This is a genomic window from Sphingobacterium sp. JB170, from assembly GCF_900163865.1.
Lineage (GTDB): Bacteria > Bacteroidota > Bacteroidia > Sphingobacteriales > Sphingobacteriaceae > Sphingobacterium.
The window spans coordinates 78,067-99,351 of record NZ_FUKU01000014.1; the positions used below are offsets into that span (position 1 = coordinate 78,067).

The 21,285-nt window shown below is 40.6% G+C and carries 20 protein-coding genes; 4 read left to right on the plus strand and 16 right to left on the minus strand.

What is annotated here, in order from left to right; all coding sequences use genetic code 11:
• Window positions 1–26: 26 nt before the first annotated feature.
• A complete protein-coding gene (locus tag FM107_RS04205) occupies window positions 27–1,004 on the plus strand; it encodes a polyprenyl synthetase family protein (RefSeq protein WP_086947275.1) in 978 nt (325 codons plus the stop codon).
• Window positions 1,005–1,063: 59 nt separating this feature from the next.
• A complete protein-coding gene (locus FM107_RS04210) occupies window positions 1,064–1,867 on the plus strand; it encodes an amidohydrolase (RefSeq protein WP_256959335.1) in 804 nt (267 codons plus the stop codon).
• 93 nt (window positions 1,868–1,960) lie between these two features.
• On the opposite strand, the gene FM107_RS04215 is transcribed toward FM107_RS04210, so the two are convergent.
• Entirely contained in the window at window positions 1,961–2,329 is a 369-nt protein-coding gene (locus FM107_RS04215) for a hypothetical protein (protein WP_086947276.1), read from the minus strand.
• Between the two features lie 100 nt (window positions 2,330–2,429).
• On the opposite strand from FM107_RS04215, the gene FM107_RS04220 reads away from it, so the two are divergent.
• Complete coding sequence (locus tag FM107_RS04220; RefSeq protein ID WP_086947277.1) at window positions 2,430–2,870, plus strand: MarR family winged helix-turn-helix transcriptional regulator; 441 nt, start codon at window positions 2,430–2,432, stop codon at window positions 2,868–2,870.
• 44 nt (window positions 2,871–2,914) lie between these two features.
• Here the strand turns inward: FM107_RS04220 and FM107_RS04225 are convergent, their stop codons facing one another.
• The 5 genes from FM107_RS04225 to FM107_RS04245 all read right to left on the minus strand — a co-directional run bounded on the left by FM107_RS04225 (window position 2,915) and on the right by FM107_RS04245 (window position 9,805).
• Window positions 2,915–4,465 carry an FMN-binding glutamate synthase family protein gene (locus tag FM107_RS04225; RefSeq protein WP_086947278.1) on the minus strand — a complete coding sequence of 517 codons (1,551 nt, stop codon included), beginning with the start codon at window positions 4,463–4,465 and terminating at the stop codon, window positions 2,915–2,917.
• Between the two features lie 206 nt (window positions 4,466–4,671).
• Window positions 4,672–5,439 (minus strand): Rossmann-like and DUF2520 domain-containing protein, encoded by a 768-nt coding sequence (locus FM107_RS04230; RefSeq protein WP_086947279.1) that lies wholly within the window; start codon window positions 5,437–5,439, stop codon window positions 4,672–4,674.
• A 6-nt stretch (window positions 5,440–5,445) separates the two neighbouring features.
• Complete coding sequence (locus tag FM107_RS04235; RefSeq protein ID WP_086947280.1) at window positions 5,446–7,911, minus strand: heme lyase CcmF/NrfE family subunit; 2,466 nt, start codon at window positions 7,909–7,911, stop codon at window positions 5,446–5,448.
• Window positions 7,912–7,973: 62 nt separating this feature from the next.
• Window positions 7,974–8,381, minus strand: a complete 408-nt coding sequence (locus FM107_RS04240) for a cytochrome c maturation protein CcmE (RefSeq protein ID WP_086947281.1) — start codon at window positions 8,379–8,381, stop codon at window positions 7,974–7,976.
• Window positions 8,382–8,560: 179 nt separating this feature from the next.
• Window positions 8,561–9,805 carry a dicarboxylate/amino acid:cation symporter gene (locus FM107_RS04245; RefSeq protein WP_086947282.1) on the minus strand — a complete coding sequence of 415 codons (1,245 nt, stop codon included), beginning with the start codon at window positions 9,803–9,805 and terminating at the stop codon, window positions 8,561–8,563.
• A gap of 57 nt (window positions 9,806–9,862) precedes the next feature.
• Between FM107_RS04245 and mnmD the strand changes: the two genes are divergently transcribed.
• Entirely contained in the window at window positions 9,863–10,528 is a 666-nt protein-coding gene (gene mnmD / locus FM107_RS04250; RefSeq protein WP_086947283.1) for a tRNA (5-methylaminomethyl-2-thiouridine)(34)-methyltransferase MnmD, read from the plus strand.
• Between the two features lie 112 nt (window positions 10,529–10,640).
• Here the strand turns inward: mnmD and FM107_RS04255 are convergent, their stop codons facing one another.
• The 10 genes from FM107_RS04255 to FM107_RS04300 all read right to left on the minus strand — a co-directional run bounded on the left by FM107_RS04255 (window position 10,641) and on the right by FM107_RS04300 (window position 21,278).
• On the minus strand, window positions 10,641–11,141 hold the full coding sequence (locus FM107_RS04255; RefSeq protein WP_086947284.1) for a peptidylprolyl isomerase: 501 nt from the start codon (window positions 11,139–11,141) through the stop codon (window positions 10,641–10,643).
• A 20-nt stretch (window positions 11,142–11,161) separates the two neighbouring features.
• Complete coding sequence (locus tag FM107_RS04260; RefSeq protein WP_086947285.1) at window positions 11,162–13,174, minus strand: thioredoxin domain-containing protein; 2,013 nt, start codon at window positions 13,172–13,174, stop codon at window positions 11,162–11,164.
• 17 nt (window positions 13,175–13,191) lie between these two features.
• A complete protein-coding gene (locus FM107_RS04265) occupies window positions 13,192–13,689 on the minus strand; it encodes a histidine phosphatase family protein (protein WP_179204395.1) in 498 nt (165 codons plus the stop codon).
• Window positions 13,690–13,926: 237 nt separating this feature from the next.
• Complete coding sequence (locus tag FM107_RS04270; protein ID WP_086947287.1) at window positions 13,927–14,784, minus strand: alpha-1,2-fucosyltransferase; 858 nt, start codon at window positions 14,782–14,784, stop codon at window positions 13,927–13,929.
• Window positions 14,771–15,802: a glycosyltransferase gene (locus FM107_RS04275; protein ID WP_086947288.1), complete on the minus strand. Its 1,032-nt coding sequence runs from the start codon at window positions 15,800–15,802 to the stop codon at window positions 14,771–14,773. The genes FM107_RS04270 and FM107_RS04275 overlap by 14 nt, the downstream gene beginning before the upstream one ends.
• 9 nt (window positions 15,803–15,811) lie before the next feature.
• Window positions 15,812–16,981, minus strand: coding sequence for a glycosyltransferase family 4 protein (locus tag FM107_RS04280; protein ID WP_086947289.1), 1,170 nt, complete (start codon window positions 16,979–16,981; stop codon window positions 15,812–15,814).
• A 9-nt stretch (window positions 16,982–16,990) separates the two neighbouring features.
• Window positions 16,991–18,007 (minus strand): glycosyltransferase, encoded by a 1,017-nt coding sequence (locus tag FM107_RS04285; protein WP_086947290.1) that lies wholly within the window; start codon window positions 18,005–18,007, stop codon window positions 16,991–16,993.
• Window positions 18,008–18,032: 25 nt separating this feature from the next.
• Window positions 18,033–18,815, minus strand: a complete 783-nt coding sequence (locus FM107_RS04290; protein ID WP_086947291.1) for a glycosyltransferase family 2 protein — start codon at window positions 18,813–18,815, stop codon at window positions 18,033–18,035.
• Between the two features lie 281 nt (window positions 18,816–19,096).
• Complete coding sequence (locus tag FM107_RS04295; protein WP_086947292.1) at window positions 19,097–20,173, minus strand: glycosyltransferase family 4 protein; 1,077 nt, start codon at window positions 20,171–20,173, stop codon at window positions 19,097–19,099.
• Window positions 20,151–21,278 carry a glycosyltransferase family 1 protein gene (locus FM107_RS04300; RefSeq protein WP_086947293.1) on the minus strand — a complete coding sequence of 376 codons (1,128 nt, stop codon included), beginning with the start codon at window positions 21,276–21,278 and terminating at the stop codon, window positions 20,151–20,153. Before FM107_RS04300 ends, FM107_RS04295 begins: the two co-directional genes overlap by 23 nt.
• Between the last annotated feature and the right edge of the window lie 7 nt (window positions 21,279–21,285).

Below are 21,285 nucleotides of genomic sequence, written 5' to 3' on the forward strand. Positions count from 1 at the left end.
GTATCTTAGCCTATCATTTTTTTTATATGTTTCAAAATTTAACACACGCAAAGGTATTTCAAGAATTTTTACAACAGACTACTTTCCCTGATCAGCCTTCTAATTTATATGAGCCGGTGCGCTATATGTTATCTTTATCGGGTAAGCGTATACGACCTTTATTAGTCCTGATGGGTGCAGAACTGTTTGATAGTGAGAAAATAGAAACGGCCCTTCCTGCAAGCTTGGCGATTGAACTTTTCCATAATTTCTCTCTTATTCACGATGATATTATGGATAAAGCACCCCTGCGGCGCGGTAAGCCGACGGTACATGAGAAGTGGAGCGATAGTGTGGGGATACTCTCGGGCGATGCGTTAATTATAAAGGCTTATGAACAGCTTTCCTTATGCCCGGCGAATGTACTGGGCACATTGCTACCACTATTCAATAGGACCGCGCTTGAGGTTTGTGAAGGACAGCAGTACGATATGGATTTTGAAAATATGGCGGTCGTAAGTGTGGACTCGTATATCGCAATGATACGGTTAAAGACGTCTGTTTTACTGGGATGTGCATTGCAGATGGGCGCTATTGTTGCAGAGGCAGGCTTTAAGGATCAGCAATTGGTGTACGAATTTGGTGTAAATATCGGTGTTGCATTCCAGTTGCAGGACGATATTTTAGATGTATACGGTGACCCTGATTTGTTTGGTAAGCAGATCGGAGGAGATATTTTATCGAATAAAAAAACGATTCTTTACACTAAGCTGAAGGAGCTGGTGCAAGGGCACGATAGCGTAATACTCGACAAGCTACTTCAAGATTCTATTCATACCGAGCCGGGAAAAGTAGAAATGATGAAAGATTTATACGCCCAATATAATATAAAAGAGAAAGCTATTGCACTAAAAGATAAGTATATAAGGGCAGCCTATAATAAACTGAATGCAATTGACGTGTCGGTGGAAAAAAAACAGGCATTATTTTCGCTTTCAGATGCGTTAACAAACCGCATACGGTAGATTTTTTTAAAAGTTAAAAGTATTGCGTTTTTTTTAGTAATTTGTCGAGACATCAATTAATGGAAAATAGCGAATCACGCATGACAGATAGGGAACCTATAAAGATTACAGTATTTCAAGCATACCTTTTTTGGGAAAATGCAGAGAAAAACCTTCAAAACTTATCATTACGTTTATCTGGCTTAAAAGAAAAGACAGACCTTATTATTTTGCCCGAAATGTTTAATACCGGGTTCACGATGAATGTCGAGAAATGTGCTGAAACGATGAACGGTCCGACGATGCATTGGATGTACGAACATGCAAAGAAGTATGATTGCGTTGTCGCTGGCACGTTGATAGTGGAAGAAGCTGGTAAATACTTTAACAGATTTGTGTGGATGTCGGCTGATGGTAGCTTTGTGCATTATGATAAACGCCACTTGTTTGGATTGGGAGGGGAAGATAAGGCTTTTACCCCTGGAAACTCGCGAATCGTTTTGGAGCTCAAGGGGTGGAAAGTTTGTCCAATGGTCTGCTATGATCTGCGTTTTCCGGTATGGTCACGGAACTTAAATGAGTCTTATGACTTGCTTGTGTACACCGCGTGCTGGCCCGATAAAAGATCTGCGCATTGGAGAGCGCTTATTCCTGCGCGTGCGATAGAAAACCAGGCATATGTTATCGGCGTAAATCGAGTAGGGTATGACGGAAATGAGATTTATTACTCGGGGGGCTCCATGTGTATTTCCCCCTCCGGCGATGTCGTTTACTACAAACCTGAAGACGAAGACTTATATACATTTACACTTAATCCCTCGGAGCTCGTGAAAGCGAGAGAACAGTTACCTTTTCTCAAAGACGCAGATCATTTTACTCTTTAATAATTAAAATCACCAATCTACATCCGAAGGTCAACGCTGGGTGGTTGAAGATTCGATCGACATGGCGCTATGCCATGCGCTAGCGGGTCGTTTTTATTTGTAAGGTCTATCGAGGATCGCAGATTGGATTACCGCTTGGCGGAGGTCAAAGGAGTACGCTTCATCGGCTGAAATTTCTGGTTCAACCTTTTTCGGTATTTCTTGCAATTTTCGTTTGGGGCTTTCGGTCTGAAACCTTTTTTTCGTATATTTCTGTGTAATTTCTTCTTCTACGTTAGGAAGTTGTACGGTAGTCGGTTTGAGAGTCGGAGGAACGATGCGTTTTGGCGGAGACGGCGGAGTCGTTTTGATCGGGCGACTGGGATTTCTATGACGCGCTTTTTCCTGATCTTTTTTATATTCAGAATAGATTTTGTAGATTACGCCACCAATTATTAGAAGAGCCGGTAAAAAATTTTCCATTTATGGAAATTACGCAAAAACAGGGTAATATCAAATTTTATTTGCTTAATAGCACATTTTTTATTTTGTTTGTATAAACAACTAACCTAGGTACTAACGAATGACTACAAATTTTGAACATGCAGAGGAATTTTTCTCATTTCTAACAGGGAAAGCATCGGCAGCATTAGGACGTCGATTGCAACGCAATTTGAAGGACGAAGGTGTGATTATTACTTCGGAACAGTGGAGCTTGCTTTACTATCTTTGGATTGAAGAGGGTAGAACACAGCAAGAACTTGCAATGTTAACATTTCGCGACAAACCAAGTATTTCTCGATTGATAAATAATCTCGAAAAACTTAAATTCGTTATGCGCGTCAATGACAAGGAAGACAAAAGATCGAATCTTATATTTCTAACGAAGCAGGGGAGGCAGTTAAGGGATCGCTGTATGCGCGGAGCTAACAGGACAATTCAAGAAGCTTTAGAGGGTGTGAACTACGAGCAGATGCTAAGGGCTAAAGACACGCTGGAACATTTATATGCAAATTTAAAATAATCAATTCGTTGCAGTGAACCAATCACTGCAACGGACGAACGTTTTTAAATTTCTTGTTCTTCAAAAGCGCTGTGGCTTTTAACTAGCTTACCTGTATTGCGGAAATATATTTCTTGGAAGCTTAGTGTGTTGATATTATCCGTCTTACGGAAAAACTTGTCGGCCGATACATCGTCGAGTGTTTTGAACCCACACGCTTCCATTATTTCTACCGTTGCGCGTAAAGTGTTGCGATGAAACTGAGCCACCCGAATGTATTTATCTTGAACGTTTAGGGCCTTGTAAAGGTGTGGCTGTTGTGTGGCGACACCGACAGGGCACGTGTCTTCATTACATTTTAGCGCTTGAATACATCCAAGTGCGAACATCATTCCACGCGCACTATAGCAAGCGTCTGCACCCAAAGCGATTACCTTTAAAAGATCAAATCCTGTCACAATCCTGCTCGATACAATTAGTTTGATATGTTTCTTTAATCCGAATTTTATTAAGGTCGTTGTGACAAAGGATAAAGCATCGTAAAGCGGCATACCTAAGTTATCTGTGAATTCCAGTGGTGCAGCTCCGGTACCACCTTCTGAACCATCTATTGAAATAAAATCTGGGTAAATCTGCGATGTGAGCATGGCGTGGCAAATGTCGATAAACTCTTGTTTGTCGCCTATACACATTTTAATGCCAATCGGTTTATATCCAGATAGCTCCCGGAGAGTCTGAATATATTGGATCATTTCATCGGGCGAGGAAAATGAGCTATGCGCCGGAGGCGACATGACATCGGTGCCGGGTACTACGTGACGAATAGCAGCTACTTCGGGCGTGTTTTTTGCAGCAGGAAGAATTCCGCCGTGGCCTGGTTTAGCACCTTGCGATAGTTTTATTTCGATCATTTTGACGTAAGGGCGATTTGCCTTTTCAGTAAAGAGTTCTGCATCAAACATCCCCATTTCATTTCGACAGCCGAAATAGCCTGTGCCGATCTGCCATATTAAATCACCTCCATTGATATGGTAAGGGCTTAATCCACCTTCGCCGGTATTGTGTGCAAAATTCTGCAGTGCTGCTCCTTTATTTAGTGCCATGATCGCATTTTTACTCAGGGAGCCATAGCTCATCGCTGAAATATTAAAAACGCTCAAGCTGTAGGGCTGTTTACAGTATTTATTCCCAACCATTGTTCTTAAGTCGTGGTTTTCGATGTGACATGGAAATACCGAGTGGGCAACCCATTCATTCCCGATAGTCTGCGGGTCGGTCTGCATACCGAACGCAACAGTTTCCCGTTCATTTTTTGCGCGCTGGTAGACGATGGAACGTTGACGCCTGTTGAATGGTCGTCCGTCGGTATCTGACTCCCAAAAATATTGACGCATTTCCGGACGAATACTCTCGAAGAAGAAGCGAAAATAGCCTAAGACAGGGTAATTCCGTAAAATTGCATGTTTGCTCGCATAGCTATTGTACAATGCCAAGATCAGTAAAGGAAAAGGAATGATCAACAACCAGAACCACTGTGAAGTGAAAACGATGCCGAAAGAGAAGATGATCACGTTTATGATAACTATTGTCGCGAGAATTAGTTTTCTAACTGCCATGATTGATATCGGGGATATTATGCTTGTTTTAGTTTAAAACGATGGTTCGATAAGTTTGTTTGATCCTTCGACTTTTTTTTCTGTTATACGTGTATAAACCAACACAAAATTAATTTAATGGACAACGCAAAATTAGGAACTTATTTAGTAGAAAGCTAAAAAAGAATAGTGTTCGGAGTGAATTTGTGTTTTTCGTAATATTTTTGCTAAATATTCCTGTTACTGCTGATTTCTTCAGTGAGTTGTTGATATATTTTGACCCAACTAGGGTTTCTACTGAGAAACTGCAAATGCCGGCGTATCGTTTGAATGTCATTTCGTTGGGCCGGTCCAGTTTGTGTCTGGCTTGGAAGATGATCTTGGATCTTTTTGGCGGTTTCCTCGATGATTGGTTTTAGTAAATCGAACGATAGATCATGGGTTTGTAGAATATCGTAGGCTATTTGAAAAAGAGCATTACTGAAATTGTTCGCGAATACGGCGGCGGTATGCAGCGCTAAACGTTGAGTGCTGTCGCAAGAGAATGTTTTGTTGGACAAAGCGGTCATCAGTGCCGTGAGTGTGCTGGAGACACGCGCGTCGCTGCCTTCTACGCCAAAGGGGATCTCGCTTAAATTGCTAGGCATGCCTTTGGTTATGCTTTGTACGGGATAGATCACGCCGTACTGTTTGAATTTCACCAAAGTATTCATCGGTGTTGCCCCAGCGGTGTGCACGAGTATTCCTTGAATTGACTTTGGCAATTGGGATATCACTTCAGGTATCGCGTTATCGCTTACGGCGATCACGTATAAGTCGGCCAATACGTCAATATCGTTGATTTGGTTGGTGGCGGGGACAGCAAATAATTTAGCCAGCGCTTGAGCGTTGGCTAAATTTCGACTGTATACTTGAAGGATATTGTGTCCTTGGCCGTTAAAGCTTGTTGCAAAGTGTGTTGCAATATTTCCGCTGCCGACGATTACAATGTCCATATCTGTTTATTTTTTTGCAATCCGCTGGTCTTTTATCCGGCGGTAAATTGCCATGAGAAAGCCAATGGTCATGATGATGGTACCTGCCCAAAAGAAATTAATGTAAGGGAACTTAATGGCTTTAAAAACGATCCATTTTTTCTCCGGAAGTGGTTTTTGATAAAGCATGATTTCCAATTTATCCTGTGCCGGTAGAATGTTTGTAAAACGGAAGCGAAGCCCTTGCTCGTCGATATCTTTATTAAAGTCGTACGAATTTCCGTCTTTGATAAGAAATACCGGTTCGGCACTATATTCTTTTTGGTCTTTGTCGACTACCCTAATTTTAAGACCGACTGCAATATCTTCAGGGCCTTTAGGGATGTTATTTATGGCGGCATCTTTGTTTACGTCTTCGATGATGTAAAAACCATTCCGGTATCGTAATGTATCACCCACGCTAACTTGATAGGTAGCAGGTTCATCGTAATCCTCATAACCTGTTTTTTCTTCTTCCGACGCTGCTTGCTGAGGCTGTGAGTCTGCTGCCGCTGCGGTAATTAGCGTATAAATGTCATGTGTTAGGTAGTGCCGGGTGGCGGGGGTACCAATTAAACCACCCATATCCGGGTTGTTTTGTGCAAAGGGCTTGAGGACGAATGATTCGGTTACCTTACCGCTCTCCTCGTCGATACGTTCGTATTTAATCTTATAATAAACGTTGGGAGCCTCTACACTATCCCCGATATAGGTGATGCGGTAATCTCCCATCTGAACGGGCTCATTTTCATTTAGAAAGAGATTTTCTCCTGGATCGGAGAACTTATCGCCTTCTTTTCCGAAGTTTTGAACGGCAATATATTTGCTTTCATTTATAGAAATGACTTCATTGGTCGCCGCTGCCGTAAGCGCTCCGAGCAATAGTAGTGCAAAACCAATATGTGATACTGCGGACCCCGCTAAACGCCACTTACCTTTGAAAGCATCACCCAGTACGCGTAAGTTGACGAGCAAACAGAAGACACAGGCGAAGGTGAGTAAAATATACATAACGTTGGTATACAACATCGCAAAATATACCACAACAGCTGAAATCAATAACGAAATTACTAGGGATCCGATTGTCGCAGCCCAAAATTTGCGTGAATCTGTTCGTTTGTATTTTAAAAATTGAGTGAATGCCGTGAGGAGCATAATCACGACAGCAAACGCACCCTGCCACTTGTTGTAATGTGGAATAGGATCGATCGGCGGGGCGACTTTTGTCCCAAATAGCGCGTTAAATACAGGTATTGATGTCGTGGCGATCATTTGAATACATGCGACGGTAAGCACTAGGCCACCGATAAACATCCAAAATTCGCGCGAATATATATCTTCTTCTTTTTTCGTCGACGGCATTTGTTTATTTCGCCACACCAACAAGCCGATCAAGATAGCCAGGAAGACAAGATTGAAAACAATTAGCTGTCCGGACATACCTAAGCTGGTAAAGGAATGGACCGAAGTCTCGCCCAGGATACCGCTGCGGGTTAAGTAGGATGCATAGATGACCAATACGAAGCTTATTAAGGCAAGGAAAGTTGCCGTGAAGTAGCCGTGTTCGGAGTTACGGTAAGCAACCATGACGTGCACTGCGGCAATAAGCGTAAACCAAGGGATGATCGAGACGTTTTCTACCGGGTCCCAAGCCCAGAATCCACCGAAGTTTAGCGCTTCGTAGGCCCAAAAAGACCCCATAATAATCCCTGCGCCAAGGATCATTACTGCAAATAGCGCCCAGGGGAGTCCCGGTGTCATCCATTCTTTAAAACGTCCAGTCCAAAGTCCGGCCGCAGCGTAAGAAAATGGTACGATCATCGAGGCAAAGCCCAAGAAAAGTGTTGGCGGGTGAATGACCATCCAGTAATTTTGTAGTAGTGGATTTAGACCATTACCATCGGCAATCATTGACAGATAATTCGGGTTACTAAATATTGGGATATCTAGGGCGTCCCGTAGAAGGATGAAAGGAGAGCTTCCTAGACGGAAGCCGAAAATTTCTACTCCCACGAGCATCGATCCAAGGAACACCTGGCACAACATTACGAAAGTCATCACTGGAGCTTCCCAGCTTTTTGACCTAAATAATAGGATAGAGCCAAGCACAACTTGCCAAAAGGTCCATAGCCAGAAGCTACCCTCTTGACCTTCCCAAAAAGAGGAAATTATGTAATGCGTTGGTAGCGACTTGGAGGAGTGTGCAAAGACGTAATGGTATTCAAATAAATGATTGTAAATAATATAAAATAAAATAACCCCAATGGAGACGACCGACATTGCATTTACCCAAAATCCGATACGCCCAAGTCGTTTCCATGATTTGACTTCAGGCTCCCTTGTTGCAAAGAAGTAACTGATCAATGATAAAATTGCAGCACCGAAACCAAGAACAACAAAAAACTGTCCTATTTTTCCAGGTAAAAGTTGTTCACCAACGTAATTTACGTCCATTATTTGAATTGATATTTATAGTTTGAAGTTGGGAAATAAACAAGCGAGGCTTTGTTTAACGTCTAAAAGGCGACTGATGCAGTCGACTCTATTATTTCCACTTGATCTTGATTGTACTTCGAAGGACATTTCATCAAAATTTTACTCGCGTGAAAGATTTGCCCTTCCATTTTTCCTGTTAGCACGATTTGTTCGGAACGTTCAATGTCTTGCGGTTTAGAACCTCGGAACACAATCTGACATTCAGTGCTATCATTATCATACATATAAAATGAAAAATGATTGGCATCGGTAATCGGATCATAGTGTAAAGCCTTTTCTTTGTTAAGCACACCTACGACGTACAACTCCGTGTTTTTTTCTTTAGCTTCTGTAAATGTAGAATATGTACTCGAATCAGTGTAAATAACTAAAATCATCGCAATAGCGACAGCAATAATAGCAATTAAGATAATTGAGCTTTTCTTCATAGTGTATTATACATAAATAATATACAAAATTACAAAATGCTTTTGCAAGGCACTAATATATCAAATTTTGCAGTTTATTTAGAATGATTCTATAAATAAAATTTAACATTATTAAGTTCTTGTTTGTTAATTACTTGCGTGTTCTACTACCTTTGGCGGCCCGTACCATAATAGTAATATTACACTTCCTGTACCTTTTTAGCAATCGGACTGTCAAATTTGTCCTTTGAAAATCGTGTAACAAGCATAGCTGCGACGGTATCTCCCGTTGCATTCAAGATTGTCGCTAAAGGGTCAACGAGTGTTCCTATAATCATCACTGCAGGGATAGCCTCGGCAGGGAGCCCGTAGACCGATATCATCAGCATTTCCCCAATATAACCACCGTTTGGGATACCGCCGGCAACAATTGTCACGAGTATCGTGATGCCGATTGCTATGATAATGGTTTCCCACGTAAAAAAGTCCCATCCAAGCAGTGAAAATGCTACATATATTTTTAAGATTGAAGATATTGCAGACCCATTTTTGTAAAGCGTGTTGCCTAGTGGAATAACCACATTTGCTATGGGGCCGGGGATTCCTATCTTTTTTGCCGCAGCTAAATTTGGTGGCATCGTGGCTAGGCTACTGCAGGTGCTGAGTGCTGTGAGCGAAGGAATGATATTGTTTTTCCAATAAAGCTTAGGCCCTAGCTTCCCTTTTGCGATGAAGGCATAAAGGCTATAGAATACGAAGAAAAATACCGTTCCAAAAATGTAGTACAAAGCCATGGGCTTTGCGTAAAAGCCAAAGAGTTGCGGCCCCAATGTTTTTACTTGAAAGGCGAAATATGCACCGAGTCCAATTGGCGCGATGGTCATAATGATGATTAGTAATTGTTTCATCACCTCGTTTCCCGAGCGCACGAACGCGACAAATGCTGTTGAGTTTTCTCCCGCTTTTCGCGCCGCGATTCCCACTAAAAACGAAAATATTACGAAAGCTAAGATGTTTTGTCGATTTAGCAGGAGATTAAATTCGCTCACTGTGAGAAAACTAACCATCTTGTCACCCCAGTTACTGCCGTCGTTTGTCAATGGGTTTTCACCTATTGATGTTTGATCAATATTTGAGTTTACGGGGAAGATGTAGAGCGCTAAGACCGTTGTTGCCGCGGCGATGATTAGCGTTACCAAGAATACGGCCGTCATGGTTCCAATGATCTTTCCTAATTTATTTCCGTTATCGATACTTGAAACTGAAGACGTAATAGCAAAAAATAACAAAGGAATAATCGATACAAACAATAGATTAAGGAAAATGTCGCCCAGTGGCTTGATGTATGTAACCAAGTCGGGATACCAAAGTCCGATAATACTACCGACGACGATACCCATTAGTAGAAGTAGTATACTTCCGTAGTTTTCAAGGATAGTGCGCATATTGGAAAGCTAAAATAATAGTTTTTTATGGTAGTTTTGTGATAAAAAATAGGCTGTATGGAATTTGTTGTAACAGGAGACGGTTCAAAAACGTTATACCACCCGGAAATAGGAGAACATTATCATTCGCAAAATGGTGCTCTACAGGAAAGTGAGCATGTTTTTTTGAAGTCTGGTCTTCAGTTTTTGCGCGCAAAAGATGCGGTAGATGAGGTGAATATTTTAGAGGTTGGTTTTGGTACAGGATTAAATTTCCTCGTTACCTCGCAGTACGCCAATAAGGAGGGGATTAAGCTCCGATACTACGGAATAGAAGCATATCCTTTAATGCCGGAAATCATTATGCAGACCGGGTATGAAAAGTTTGTAGAGCGTGAGCTATGGGACTCCTTTGTTGCCAACTATCCGGTTGTCCTTGAGCAGCCAGTAGAAATGTTACCAAATATTACTTTGGGCATCCGTCCGTGCAAAGTGATGGAGTATACGCATCAAGGCAAAGTCGATCTCGTGTATTTCGATGCGTTTGCGGCTGTTCGACAGCCGGAGATGTGGTCAGAGGACACCCTTTACCATGTTTGCCAGTTTTTACGCCCCGGAGGAGTTTTTGTTACCTACGCCATCACAGGGAATTTAAAACGTGCTATGAGGAACTTAGGGTTCGAAATAGAGAAAGCGCCCGGAGCACTTGGAAAGCGGGAGATGCTACGAGCGATAAAATTGTAAACACGCAAAATAGAAATTGCGGCAGAACGAGGGTTTGGAAATGACCGTTATGCCCAATAAAAAATGGTGAACTACATTGTAGATCACCATTTTTTTAACTTTTAATGGAAAATTAGTGTTCTGCGTTTCCATCTACTCCATGTGCGTGCCCATGAGTCAACTCTTCTTCAGTTGCGGGACGTACATTTAAAACCTCCACATCGAAATTTAATGTTTTACCAGCCATCGGATGGTTCAGATCAGCTACAACGGCCTCAGGTGTTACCTCTACGACAACCGCTTGAAATTGATTCCCTTCATTATCTTGAAGTGGTAACACTTCGCCTACCGGAGGTAGACCAGTCTCTTTAAACATATCTGCAGGCAATTGAGCGACTGCACGTTCGTCTTTTTCACCATAAGCATTTTCAGGAGTAAGGGTGAATGATGTTTTGTCACCTTGGTTTAAAGAAGAGATATTTTCTTCAAATTTAGGTAGCATCATACCTACGCCATATAGAAAGGTTAATGGATTTTCTGCTGTAGTTTCTTCTACAAAAGTTTTCTCTCCGTTTTCTTCAATCATGTGAAGCGTGTAATTTAACGCAACTACGTTGTTGGTTTCTATCGCCATTTTAATTAATTTTTTGGGACTTAGTCCCTGTTATCATTCAATAATTGTAGGATCCCCAAAACGGAATTTTGAGGTAAACTACAAGTTTTGTTTCGACAAAGGTAGGCTTTTGAATCCAAACCACCTTTATCCTTTAACAATGGTAAGCTACTTTTTGTTCCCCCCAGCACGGTTTTATTTGGTATATAATATTTATCGAGCTCTTTCCGCCATTTTAAACTACTGTTGCCGACGAAAGCTATTTGATTGTTGCCATAGACATGTTCGAGTAATTGAGTGGCCCAGTTGGAGTATGCAGAACCATACTTTTTGATGTATGGGAAGACATTAGCGAAAACTTGATCCGCGAGTTCGAGATAGTATGAATTGTCAAAAAGTTCGGATAGAACGTACAATACACGTACAAATGTGGAGGAAGAGGAAGGAATCACATTATCCATTATCTCACTTTTTCGAGCAATCAATGATTGGTCATTTTGCGCGGTATAATAAAACGTTTTTTCGCTTGCCTTGTAAAAATGATTTATCGCATTTCGCGTTAGCGTGTTTGCCTGTTCTAAATAAGACTCATCAAAGGTGGCGCTATACAGCGCGATTAACGCTTCAGCAGTTAAGGCATAATCATCTAAAAACCCAGGAATTATTCTGTTTTTATCCGCTGGTTGGTGGAGTAGCTGATCACCCGAATAGCAATGTTTGTTTATAAATGCCAATGTTTGGGTGGCCAGTTCGAGGTATTCAGGTTTATCGAACGTGCGATACGCATCGATCAACCCTTTTAGCATCAATGCATTCCAAGAAGTTAATTGCTTGTGATCAAGTCCTGGACGAATACGCTGTGCTCGGTAGGTGAATAGTTTCGACTTTATCTCGTCGAGATAAAGACGCCATTCTTGTTCAGAAAATCCTGCCTGCTGTATTAAATCGAAAGAATCGGTACCTGTCTTCAATACGTTGGTGTGCTCTTCGGGCCAGTTACCTTCTTCTGTGATATTATAATATGCAGCAGCCAGTGTAGCATCATCACCTAATACGGAGCGAATTTCTTGCAGATCAAAGATATAGTATTTACCTTCTATCCCCTCACTGTCGGCATCTAAAGCGGCGTAGAACCCTCCGTTTGCATCAAGCATCTCGCGGCGTGCCCACTCGATCGTTTCTTCGACGACTTGTTTATATGTTGCCGATTGTTTATGTTGAAATGCTTCGCAGTATAACGATATTAATTGGCCGTTATCGTATAGCATTTTCTCGAAGTGGGGAATATGCCATTGCCCGTCTACGGCGTAGCGCGCAAATCCTCCACCAACATGATCGTATATTCCACCACTAGCAATCTTATCCAGCGTAAAATGAACGTGCGATAGTATAGATTCATCCTTTGTCAGGGCGGCATAGCGAAGTAAAAACATCCAATTGTTAGGGAGCGGGAATTTGGGGGCTCGCGTATACCCACCATCATTGGTATCGAATTGTGCGACCCAGGGTTGTACAATTTCCTGAAGATCGGAGAGGGTGTACCGGTTGGGGATAGGGGAAATAGGTAATTTTTCCGCGTCGACAACCCCCTGTGTCAGCCTTTCGGCGTAGTCAATGGCAATCTCAGGAGTTTGTTCCCACATTTGCGCTACTTGTAGTAAAACTTGCTGCCAATCTTGGGGTTTGAAATAGGTTCCACCGTAGATGGGACGGCCGTCGGGTAGACAGATGCAGTTTAATGGCCATCCACCAGCGTTTGTCATGAGCTGCACAGCGATCATATATATTTGATCAATATCTGGGCGCTCTTCGCGATCGATTTTGATGGGCACATAGAAAGAATTCATTGTTTTAGCAATCGCATCATTCTCAAAACTTTCTCTTTCCATCACGTGACACCAGTGGCAAGCTGAATAACCGATACTTACGATGATTAGTTTGTTTTCATCCTTTGCTTTTTGTAATGCTTTATCTCCCCAAGGCATCCAGTCAACGGGATTATGGGCATGTTGTTGCAAGTAAGGTGAATTTTCATGTTGTAGTTCGTTTGCCATGCTACAAATGTAGGGATTTAAGAACTAATCACCTTGTTCAGTGTAGCGGTGTTCGCAGATAACGTGGAGTAATCTAAACCGTTTTCAATTGTTAGACAAGCGATGCTAGCAGTCTTCAGTTCCACATATTGGTTTGACGTGTAGGTTACTAGGTCGGATAATCCCGGATTGTGTCCAAAGACTAAAAGATAGTCATAATTCGCTGAAACGTCATTGATACTTTTTAGTATTTGAAGATAATGGGCTTCGTAGATACTAGGGGCCCATTGTATCATTTCCGCCGGATAATCTAGCGTATCTGCAAAAATTCGAGCTGTTTGCGCAGCGCGTACTGCGGTCGAGGAAAGTATAAGAATTTTATCATTCCGTTGGGCGAATTCCTCTTTTAACATTAACGCGTGTTTTTGTGCCCGCTTGATCCCAGGCCCAATCAATCCTCGGTCGAAATCCCCTTTCCCAAAAGAAAACTCTTCTGCTTTGCCATGTCGTATGATATATAGTATTTTTCGTTTCATTGTTAAACTTAAAAAAAATACTGTGAAAGAGAGACGATATTCGTTATAGATCGTCATGAAGCACCTAATTTAGGAGCATAATGACCTGCTTTCTCGTTGCAACAAGAAAAAAAATATATCGTTAATAGGTGTAGAATTTTAACTAACGCATATTAATGAGAAATGCTAGCGTTGTATCAAATTTTAAATGAACGATAATATTTTATTCGTCGATAACTTTCTCAAAATAAGTGTATTTTAGAGTCTGATAAATGATTTTAATAGTAAAGCATCCGAATTGACAAAGGGATCGTTTTTCCATTTCTGAGGTGCAACAACAATCTTTTTTTCCCGATCATTTAGCCATGCCCCCCACCAACTAAACGTACTGTTTGAGATAATAACATGATTACATAAACTAATAAGCTGCATATCTCTAAAACTATCCTCTCCTTTATTCCAATCGACATAAAAAGCTTGCAGAGTACTGAATGTTTTTCGGCACCATTCTATATCATCGGAAAAAAATAGATAGAGAGGGCTTTCGACATGTTCATTAATATAGTTAATGCTCCGTTTATAATAAGCTTTGTCGCATATATTTTTAAACAAAGGTTCGGAAAGATAATCGCCCCGTCGAACATGAATAGCTACCGTCTCATGTTGTTTCATCCGTTCTATTAGTTTTAGATTCTGTGTGTCAGTAAACTTGGGGAATGTTAATCGTGCGCGAAGCTTTTCTTCTATCAGATTGATATAATCGATATGTTGCCAGTAGCCCCAATAATATTTGTTTTTTTTATTTTTAAATATTGAAGCATCATAAGCGAACGGCTTGGATTCTTGGTGATAGGCATTTTTGGTTCCTGCGATACGACGTAATTTTCGCCAAATCCATCTTCTATCAGTTGTATCATGGAGTTTGATTTCGAAATTATGTGCCTTCCTTAGTTTTACTCCAAATATTTTCTCTAATTCGAACCCATTGTGAAGTTTATAGGTTCGAAAATCAGTTAGATCGGACTTTACCGTGGTGAAATTTTCTTCGAGACCGAGATAAAATGCATATTGAAATAGCTGATTGCCTAGACCTCCTAAAAACTTAACTATTTTCATTTTTTTCAATTTTAGGACGTACAAAAGATTTAATCGACAACTTTAATATCCTTCGCAATTGTTTTAGCTCGATATTTTTAATGAAAAACATGGGTACATCAAAAAGTTGGATAATTGCGTGGCGCTTCCCCTTATACAATAATACCTCGTACCACAGATCAAAGAGTATTTTCTCAAAGGTGTTTTCCGGATAGACACCTAGATCTTTGTTCTTATTGATTAACAGGATAATAAAGCTTTGGTAATCGGGTATATTGTAGACGGTGCTAGATGGATGATGCAATAGCATCCGAACATATTCAGCTTTTTGGGGTATTTCTAGTTCATCGAGTTGAGCAAATTTTATCGACTGTAGGTAGCTTGCTTGTTCACTGGAATGCATGCTCGAAATATTACTGTCATGTGTTCTATATTCAACTAAGGGGGTCTGTAGATTGTCGACCTCATAGCCGTGGGAAATACGAATCATTAAATCGTAGTCTTGCGCAAATCGGTAGTTTCTATACCCCCCAATCGATCGGAATATACTTGTCTTCATCATTACTGAAGAATGCACGAAGGTGTTATAGAATAATAGTTTACATGCGACAATATCGGCTCCTGATGGTACCTCTAGGATTTTTTTTGTTCGTTTAGAATGCTGATCGATATGATACGCCGGTGTGCCGAGTAGGGCGAGGCTATCTCGTCGTTTAAATTCATTCACTTGAAGCTCTAATCGATCAGGTAATGCTATGTCATCACTATCAATGATTGCAAGGTATCTACCCTTAGCTTCAGCAAGAGCAATATTCCTACTATAGATTAGCCCTTCGTTTTTGTCATTTTGAATGACTCTAATCCGCGTGTCATTAAAACTTAAAATTAGTTCATGCGTATTGTCCGTTGAGCCGTCATCAACAATGAGTAATTCAAAATCAGTATATGTTTGTTGTACTAAACTTTGAATTGCCTCTTCGATATATCGACTTGCGTTATACGCAGTCATGAATATGGTAACTGTTGGCGAAGGAATCATATTGAGGTACTAATTAATCAAAATATTTCGGTAGTTTTTGGTGAAGGTTGCACCGGAAAATTTATTTTTTACCAGATTATAGCCATTGTCGGCATATTGGTTAAGATCGTACTCCCCGTTGGCGATTTCTTCCATCTTTTTTATGAAATCTAGTACTATTTCATTTTCAGTTTGCAGATTGTCTATAATAAACCCGGTCATATTTTTCTGGTTTATTTCTTGACTGATTTCACCAACATCGGTTGAGACAGGGATCACACCGTGGCACATTCCTTCAAGCAGAACCATTGGTAAACCTTCAAATATGGATGTTATAAAAATGAAATGTGCCTTTTTATAATACCGATCTAATAAAGCTTTGTCCGTAATTTTTCCAATTATCTGGACATTATCAGGTTTTATACTTGCGAAGTTTTCAAAGTCTCCAATCATTTGGAAGTTAAATGGAAGCTTTTGAATGTGCGATTGGTTTGCAATTTGAAGAAACAGTTCCGGTCTTTTTTCATATCCATTTCTCGCTACAAAAAGAACAGTTTTGTTTTGTAAATAATTTTTACGTTCCGGGGTCGTTGGTGGAACGGGGACGCCATTGTGAATTATTTTTATTTTGTCAATTTCCTCAGCAGGGATCCCGCTATTCTTATAGAATACTTTTATTTTCTCTTTGTGACTCGTCCCTAGTAAAATGCGGTGGTTAAGCATCGAGGTCAGTGCTGAGGCGTAATTTTCAATAGAAAGAGGGAGGTGACTAAGGTCGGTGTGTAATAAATCAATTTTAACACATTCATCGTTTAGATGTGGAAATAGATCGTAAAACAGCTCGGAATTACTCCCGAAAATGACAGGAGATTGAACTTTGTTAATTGAAGTAGCGATAATTCTCGCCATTTTTTTTCGAAAACTCGTTTTCCACCCCCATCGATGCAAGTTTATTACGGTAGCGTGGCGTGTATACGCTGCTAAAAGGTCGTCATTGTCCGATAGATTTGTGAAGAAACAAACTGGCTTTTTATCTGAAACGCTTTTGATAATCTCCAGATGAACCTTTTCCGCTCCGCCCGTTTGAAAACGGGGAAAGAAAAAGAACATGTTGGATTCTACATTTTTTACTTGCTTAAGTATGTATGGATACAAGATGAGTGCGCGTAGCGTTTCTATCCATTTTGTAAATTTATTCATTTGTTTAATTTACTCATTTTTCGGCAATCCGGGGTCCGAAATGAATTTGTTAACGTCATTGGTAAGCGGCGAATTAAAACTCGATGTTGGGAAAAGCAGTCCTAATAGTATTTTTTGTCGTGTTTTTTTTATCCCCGAGTAAATTCGAACGCGAAGTTTTGTCAACATTTTTAGGCGTAACTTTTCAAATGAAGTTTTGTACTTGTCCGAATGAACTTTGGCAGCCATATAATAGGCGTCGATAACGTCGAATGAATTGTCAATATTGTAGTTTAATTTCTCCCAATAGTCGATACTTAATCGTTCGTTTGGGACAAAATGCTGTAATACTAGTTTGGGCGAATAGTATAACTTGAAGCCCCGTAATACTAGTCTCAGGCAGTACTCGGTGTCTTCGGCTACAAGGATATTTTTGGTCGTATGTGTGATTAAAAAAGAAGGGTACTTCTCATAGAAGTCTCGGTATAGTTGTGTTCGCGAGACCATTCCGGCACCCCAAAGATGTTTTCTACATGTAACATCACCTTCGTCGCCTTGCTCGCCGATCGCATAGCGTTCCGCATCGTTGACAAACCATTTGGGAATCGGTGGATGATGCTTTTCAAATACTGCTTCGGTTTTACTTCCTATTGCGCCAATACTGGGCTGGTGATGAATAAGTTCGAATGCTTGCCGAATATAATCGGGACGAAGGATATTGTCGTCGTCGACGATGACGAAATAGCTGAAACTTGCTCTTAATATTGCTGTATTAAAAGCATGATATTTTCCGATTTTCGTCTCTGATAGCGAAATAAAAGGGATCTTGGCTGTTTGCGGAAGATTGTTCCAATTCATTTTTGCGACCGTTTGGGAATTATCTGATGAATTGTTATCCACAAAAATAATTTCCCAAGGGATGTTGTCTGGTACATTCTGGTCAGCAAGTGCCTGTATTGTTTTGGGGAGTTTCTGTGCGCCGTTATAGGTGCAAATAATGATCGAGACGCCCGGAGTTAGCGTTCTATTTTGTTTAATATCACTCAATTTGAAAGGCTATTTAGATATGGCTTTAAATTGCAACTTCGTGAAAACCCGGAGTACGATGGCACATCTTGTGTTGGACCGTTTCACGATAGATGAGTTCATTGGGTTTGAAGTTCGCTCGGGATGATAGTGGGTGAAATATATGGAACCCTACGGCGGCCCATTTTAATCGTTTTTTCTTTACGCCAGAATTTATTAGACGTTCGGCAAACTCGTAATCCTCCCATCCCCATCCGGTGAACCCATTAAAATAGCCGTTAATGCGAACATAGTCCTTTAACCAAAAAGCAAGATTACATCCTTTCACATTGTTTGAACTGCAGGGATCAGTTTTAAAAAGACCCGAAAATAATGGAAATCGAATTGCATTAAAGCGCGTAGTCATTCCAACAGTTAGGCAAGTGAATTTTAACCTCTTATTCTCCAATACTTCTTTTGTGAGCTCCTGGCCAATCATCGCCCGGCTGCCCTGTACAAAATAACCTTCTTCTGCTGCAGTTATATGGTCTTTTATAAAATGTTTATGCAGAATAATATCGCCATCAATTTCAATGATATAGTCCGAAGTGCATATTTTTAAGGCCTTATTTAGAATAAGCGTTTTCTGAAAACCATTGTCGGCATGCCAAACGTGCTCGACGGGAAGGACCTCTCTGAACCTTTCGATAAGATCTGCCGTATCCTGCTTTGAACCGTCATCAGCAATGATTATTTGTTCGGGAATAATACTTTGTTTTGCTACGCTCAAAAGTACCAATTCTAATGCCGCGGGCCAATTATAGGTGGAAATTATTAAACTTACCGTCATATATAGCGTTTTTGTCGTTCATTTATTATAACGTTTATTATTTCAAAAACGTTACAATAGTAGCCGAAAAAAATAAAATAATTCGTGTTTTTTGTGTTTCTATTTGTCATTATTAGGGTTCGTTCAAGCCCAGCTCGCTTTTTAAATATACTTGAAAATTGCTAAAAAACATCCTTTTGAAATGTTTTTCCCCTTTTCAGGTCCTGTTATGGTGCATTGATATGTATTTTATACGTAGTCTCCTAGTGATCATAAATTTAGTCATATTAATATTTTCTCGATCATTTTAAAAACTCTTCAAGCTGCTTGTAAATTACTTTCTGATCAAAGCGCTTTAAAACCAATTGGTAGCCTGCATTTCCGAATTCGTCTCGTTTTTCTTGTTCGCTTAGGCTCAAAATAGAATCAATTGTTTGGTTAATGTCACCGTAGGGTACCAGATAGCCTGTGTGGTCGTGCTCTATAAGTTCTTTATTGCTGCTCACATCGAAGGCGATACTCGGTTTCCTATATAATGCGGCTTCCGCAAGAACATATCCAAAACCTTCCCATTTGGAGCTTAACATAAAGACGTCAATTTGATTAAAAAAACCATCTAAATCGGAAATAAAACCCAAGAAGGAAACATCGTGTTCCGTTTTCATCTGTTTGTTGTACTTTTCAAGCTCGTGAGCCAGCGGACCAGTTCCGCCGACAAGTATTTTATGTCTTATTTTTCGATGGCTGAGCGCGCGAGACAGATCGATAAGAAACGCCTGATTTTTTTGTGGCGCCAAACGCGCGAGATTGCCGATGACGAGATGGTCGTTTTTTGTTTTTCCTACGCATTTGTCTTGAAAGGGCGTTGTGTCGATGGGATTGTAGATTACTTTTATTTTTTCCAATGGGAACATCGCTGCAAAGCGCATGTTGATCGTTCGTTTTGTTTCTAGTGAATTGGCTAATACATCACTTATGCAATTTTTGAAAAGGTATCTGTTTACGGCGCTGTTTTTTATAGGAATGGCCGAACCGCGGCGGTAGATAATCCGTTTTGTACCTGATAGGTGACCTGCGTATGCTGCAATTTTAAAGTCCGCTGACCCATTGATTATTAATATATCGAAAGAAAGCGTGTTGAAGATTGATTTTAGCCGGTTTACTTTGATCGGATTTAGGAAACTTCGATTTGATACGGCGAAATCAATATAGGTGATCTGGGGGTAGTGTGCCAGCCTTTTTTTTAACTCACTATCGGGTGCTCCGAAGACGAAGACATCGTAGTTCGGCAATGCTGCAAAATGCAATGCCGATTCCATATGCCACTTTTCTCCACCACCCCATGATACAGAGGAATTAAAAAAGGCTAATTTGATCATCAGCTAAATTTTGATATAATTTTTCGATTTTGCAAGTAATAATTTCATCATTAAATTGTTGCACGTAATTTAAACCATCACTTTTCATTTGCTGCTGTATGGAGGAAGAAGCCAAAATCGAGTTAATTGCGCTCGAGAGCTCCTCAATATCCTCGGGATCGATGTACTTAGAGGTTGGTCCAGCAGCCTCAGGGAAGACGCCGAAACGATTTGTGATAACAGGTGTTCCCGCATATAGTGCTTCGATTAGCGGAATTCCGAAGCCTTCAAAAGTGGAAGGATATACGAATATGCGAGCTAGTTTATAAATGCAGGCCAAATCGAACATGCTTTCGACCTGTAGAAATTTTACTTTTTGCGCTAAATTATGGGCTCCGATATAGGTCTTAATTTCATCTGCATAAGACGTTGACTTACCAATGATTATCAAGGGTATGTCGATATCTTCGATGGCCTTGACAATTTGAATCGCATTTTTTCGGCGTTCCACGGAACCAACATTTAAAATGAAATCGACGGGTAATGCGTAACGTTTACGGACTTCATCTCTTTTCTGTTCGCTGATAGGTTGTTTAAATGCGGGGTGACAACTTTGGTAAATTACCTCAATCTTGTTTTCATCGATATGAAGAAATTGGATAATATCTCGCTTGGTTTGCTCGCTTATTGCGATGATTTTATCGGCACGTTGTGCGGCATAGTGAAATTTTTTAGCGTAGATCATTCGATCTAACGGTTTATAGAGTTCAGGATATCGAAAAAAGATAAGGTCATGAATGGTGACCACAGATCGGAGCCCTGACTTGTCAATACCAACGGGGATCTCACCCGATAGTCCGTGATAGATCTGTATTTTATCTTCTTTAAGATCTTTAATGATACCGCGACTACGCCAATAGAACGGGAAATTCTTCGAAATAAAATCATTTCCGGGGGTTCGAACTTTTAAATTTTCGTGTACCGCTTCATGCTTTGTTCCGGTGGTGTATAGGATATAATCATTTTCCGGATAATATTCCTGCATCGAACGAATCAGGTCCCGGCTGTAATTTCCGAGTCCCGAACTGTTATTGAAATAGCGTTTAGCATCATACCCTATGCGCATACCAACA

Coding starts and splice junctions, on each gene's coding strand:
- FM107_RS04205 (WP_086947275.1), top strand. CDS start 27: ATGTTTCAAAATTTAACACACGCAAAGGTATTTCAAGAATTTTTACAA.
- FM107_RS04210 (WP_256959335.1), top strand. CDS start 1,064: ATGGAAAATAGCGAATCACGCATGACAGATAGGGAACCTATAAAGATT.
- FM107_RS04215 (WP_086947276.1), bottom strand. CDS start 2,329: ATGGAAAATTTTTTACCGGCTCTTCTAATAATTGGTGGCGTAATCTAC.
- FM107_RS04220 (WP_086947277.1), top strand. CDS start 2,430: ATGACTACAAATTTTGAACATGCAGAGGAATTTTTCTCATTTCTAACA.
- FM107_RS04225 (WP_086947278.1), bottom strand. CDS start 4,465: ATGGCAGTTAGAAAACTAATTCTCGCGACAATAGTTATCATAAACGTG.
- FM107_RS04230 (WP_086947279.1), bottom strand. CDS start 5,439: ATGGACATTGTAATCGTCGGCAGCGGAAATATTGCAACACACTTTGCA.
- FM107_RS04235 (WP_086947280.1), bottom strand. CDS start 7,911: ATGGACGTAAATTACGTTGGTGAACAACTTTTACCTGGAAAAATAGGA.
- FM107_RS04240 (WP_086947281.1), bottom strand. CDS start 8,381: ATGAAGAAAAGCTCAATTATCTTAATTGCTATTATTGCTGTCGCTATT.
- FM107_RS04245 (WP_086947282.1), bottom strand. CDS start 9,805: ATGCGCACTATCCTTGAAAACTACGGAAGTATACTACTTCTACTAATG.
- mnmD (WP_086947283.1), top strand. CDS start 9,863: ATGGAATTTGTTGTAACAGGAGACGGTTCAAAAACGTTATACCACCCG.
- FM107_RS04255 (WP_086947284.1), bottom strand. CDS start 11,141: ATGGCGATAGAAACCAACAACGTAGTTGCGTTAAATTACACGCTTCAC.
- FM107_RS04260 (WP_086947285.1), bottom strand. CDS start 13,174: ATGGCAAACGAACTACAACATGAAAATTCACCTTACTTGCAACAACAT.
- FM107_RS04265 (WP_179204395.1), bottom strand. CDS start 13,689: ATGAAACGAAAAATACTATATATCATACGACATGGCAAAGCAGAAGAG.
- FM107_RS04270 (WP_086947287.1), bottom strand. CDS start 14,784: ATGAAAATAGTTAAGTTTTTAGGAGGTCTAGGCAATCAGCTATTTCAA.
- FM107_RS04275 (WP_086947288.1), bottom strand. CDS start 15,802: ATGATTCCTTCGCCAACAGTTACCATATTCATGACTGCGTATAACGCA.
- FM107_RS04280 (WP_086947289.1), bottom strand. CDS start 16,981: ATGAATAAATTTACAAAATGGATAGAAACGCTACGCGCACTCATCTTG.
- FM107_RS04290 (WP_086947291.1), bottom strand. CDS start 18,815: ATGACGGTAAGTTTAATAATTTCCACCTATAATTGGCCCGCGGCATTA.
- FM107_RS04295 (WP_086947292.1), bottom strand. CDS start 20,173: ATGATCAAATTAGCCTTTTTTAATTCCTCTGTATCATGGGGTGGTGGA.
- FM107_RS04300 (WP_086947293.1), bottom strand. CDS start 21,278: ATGCGCATAGGGTATGATGCTAAACGCTATTTCAATAACAGTTCGGGA.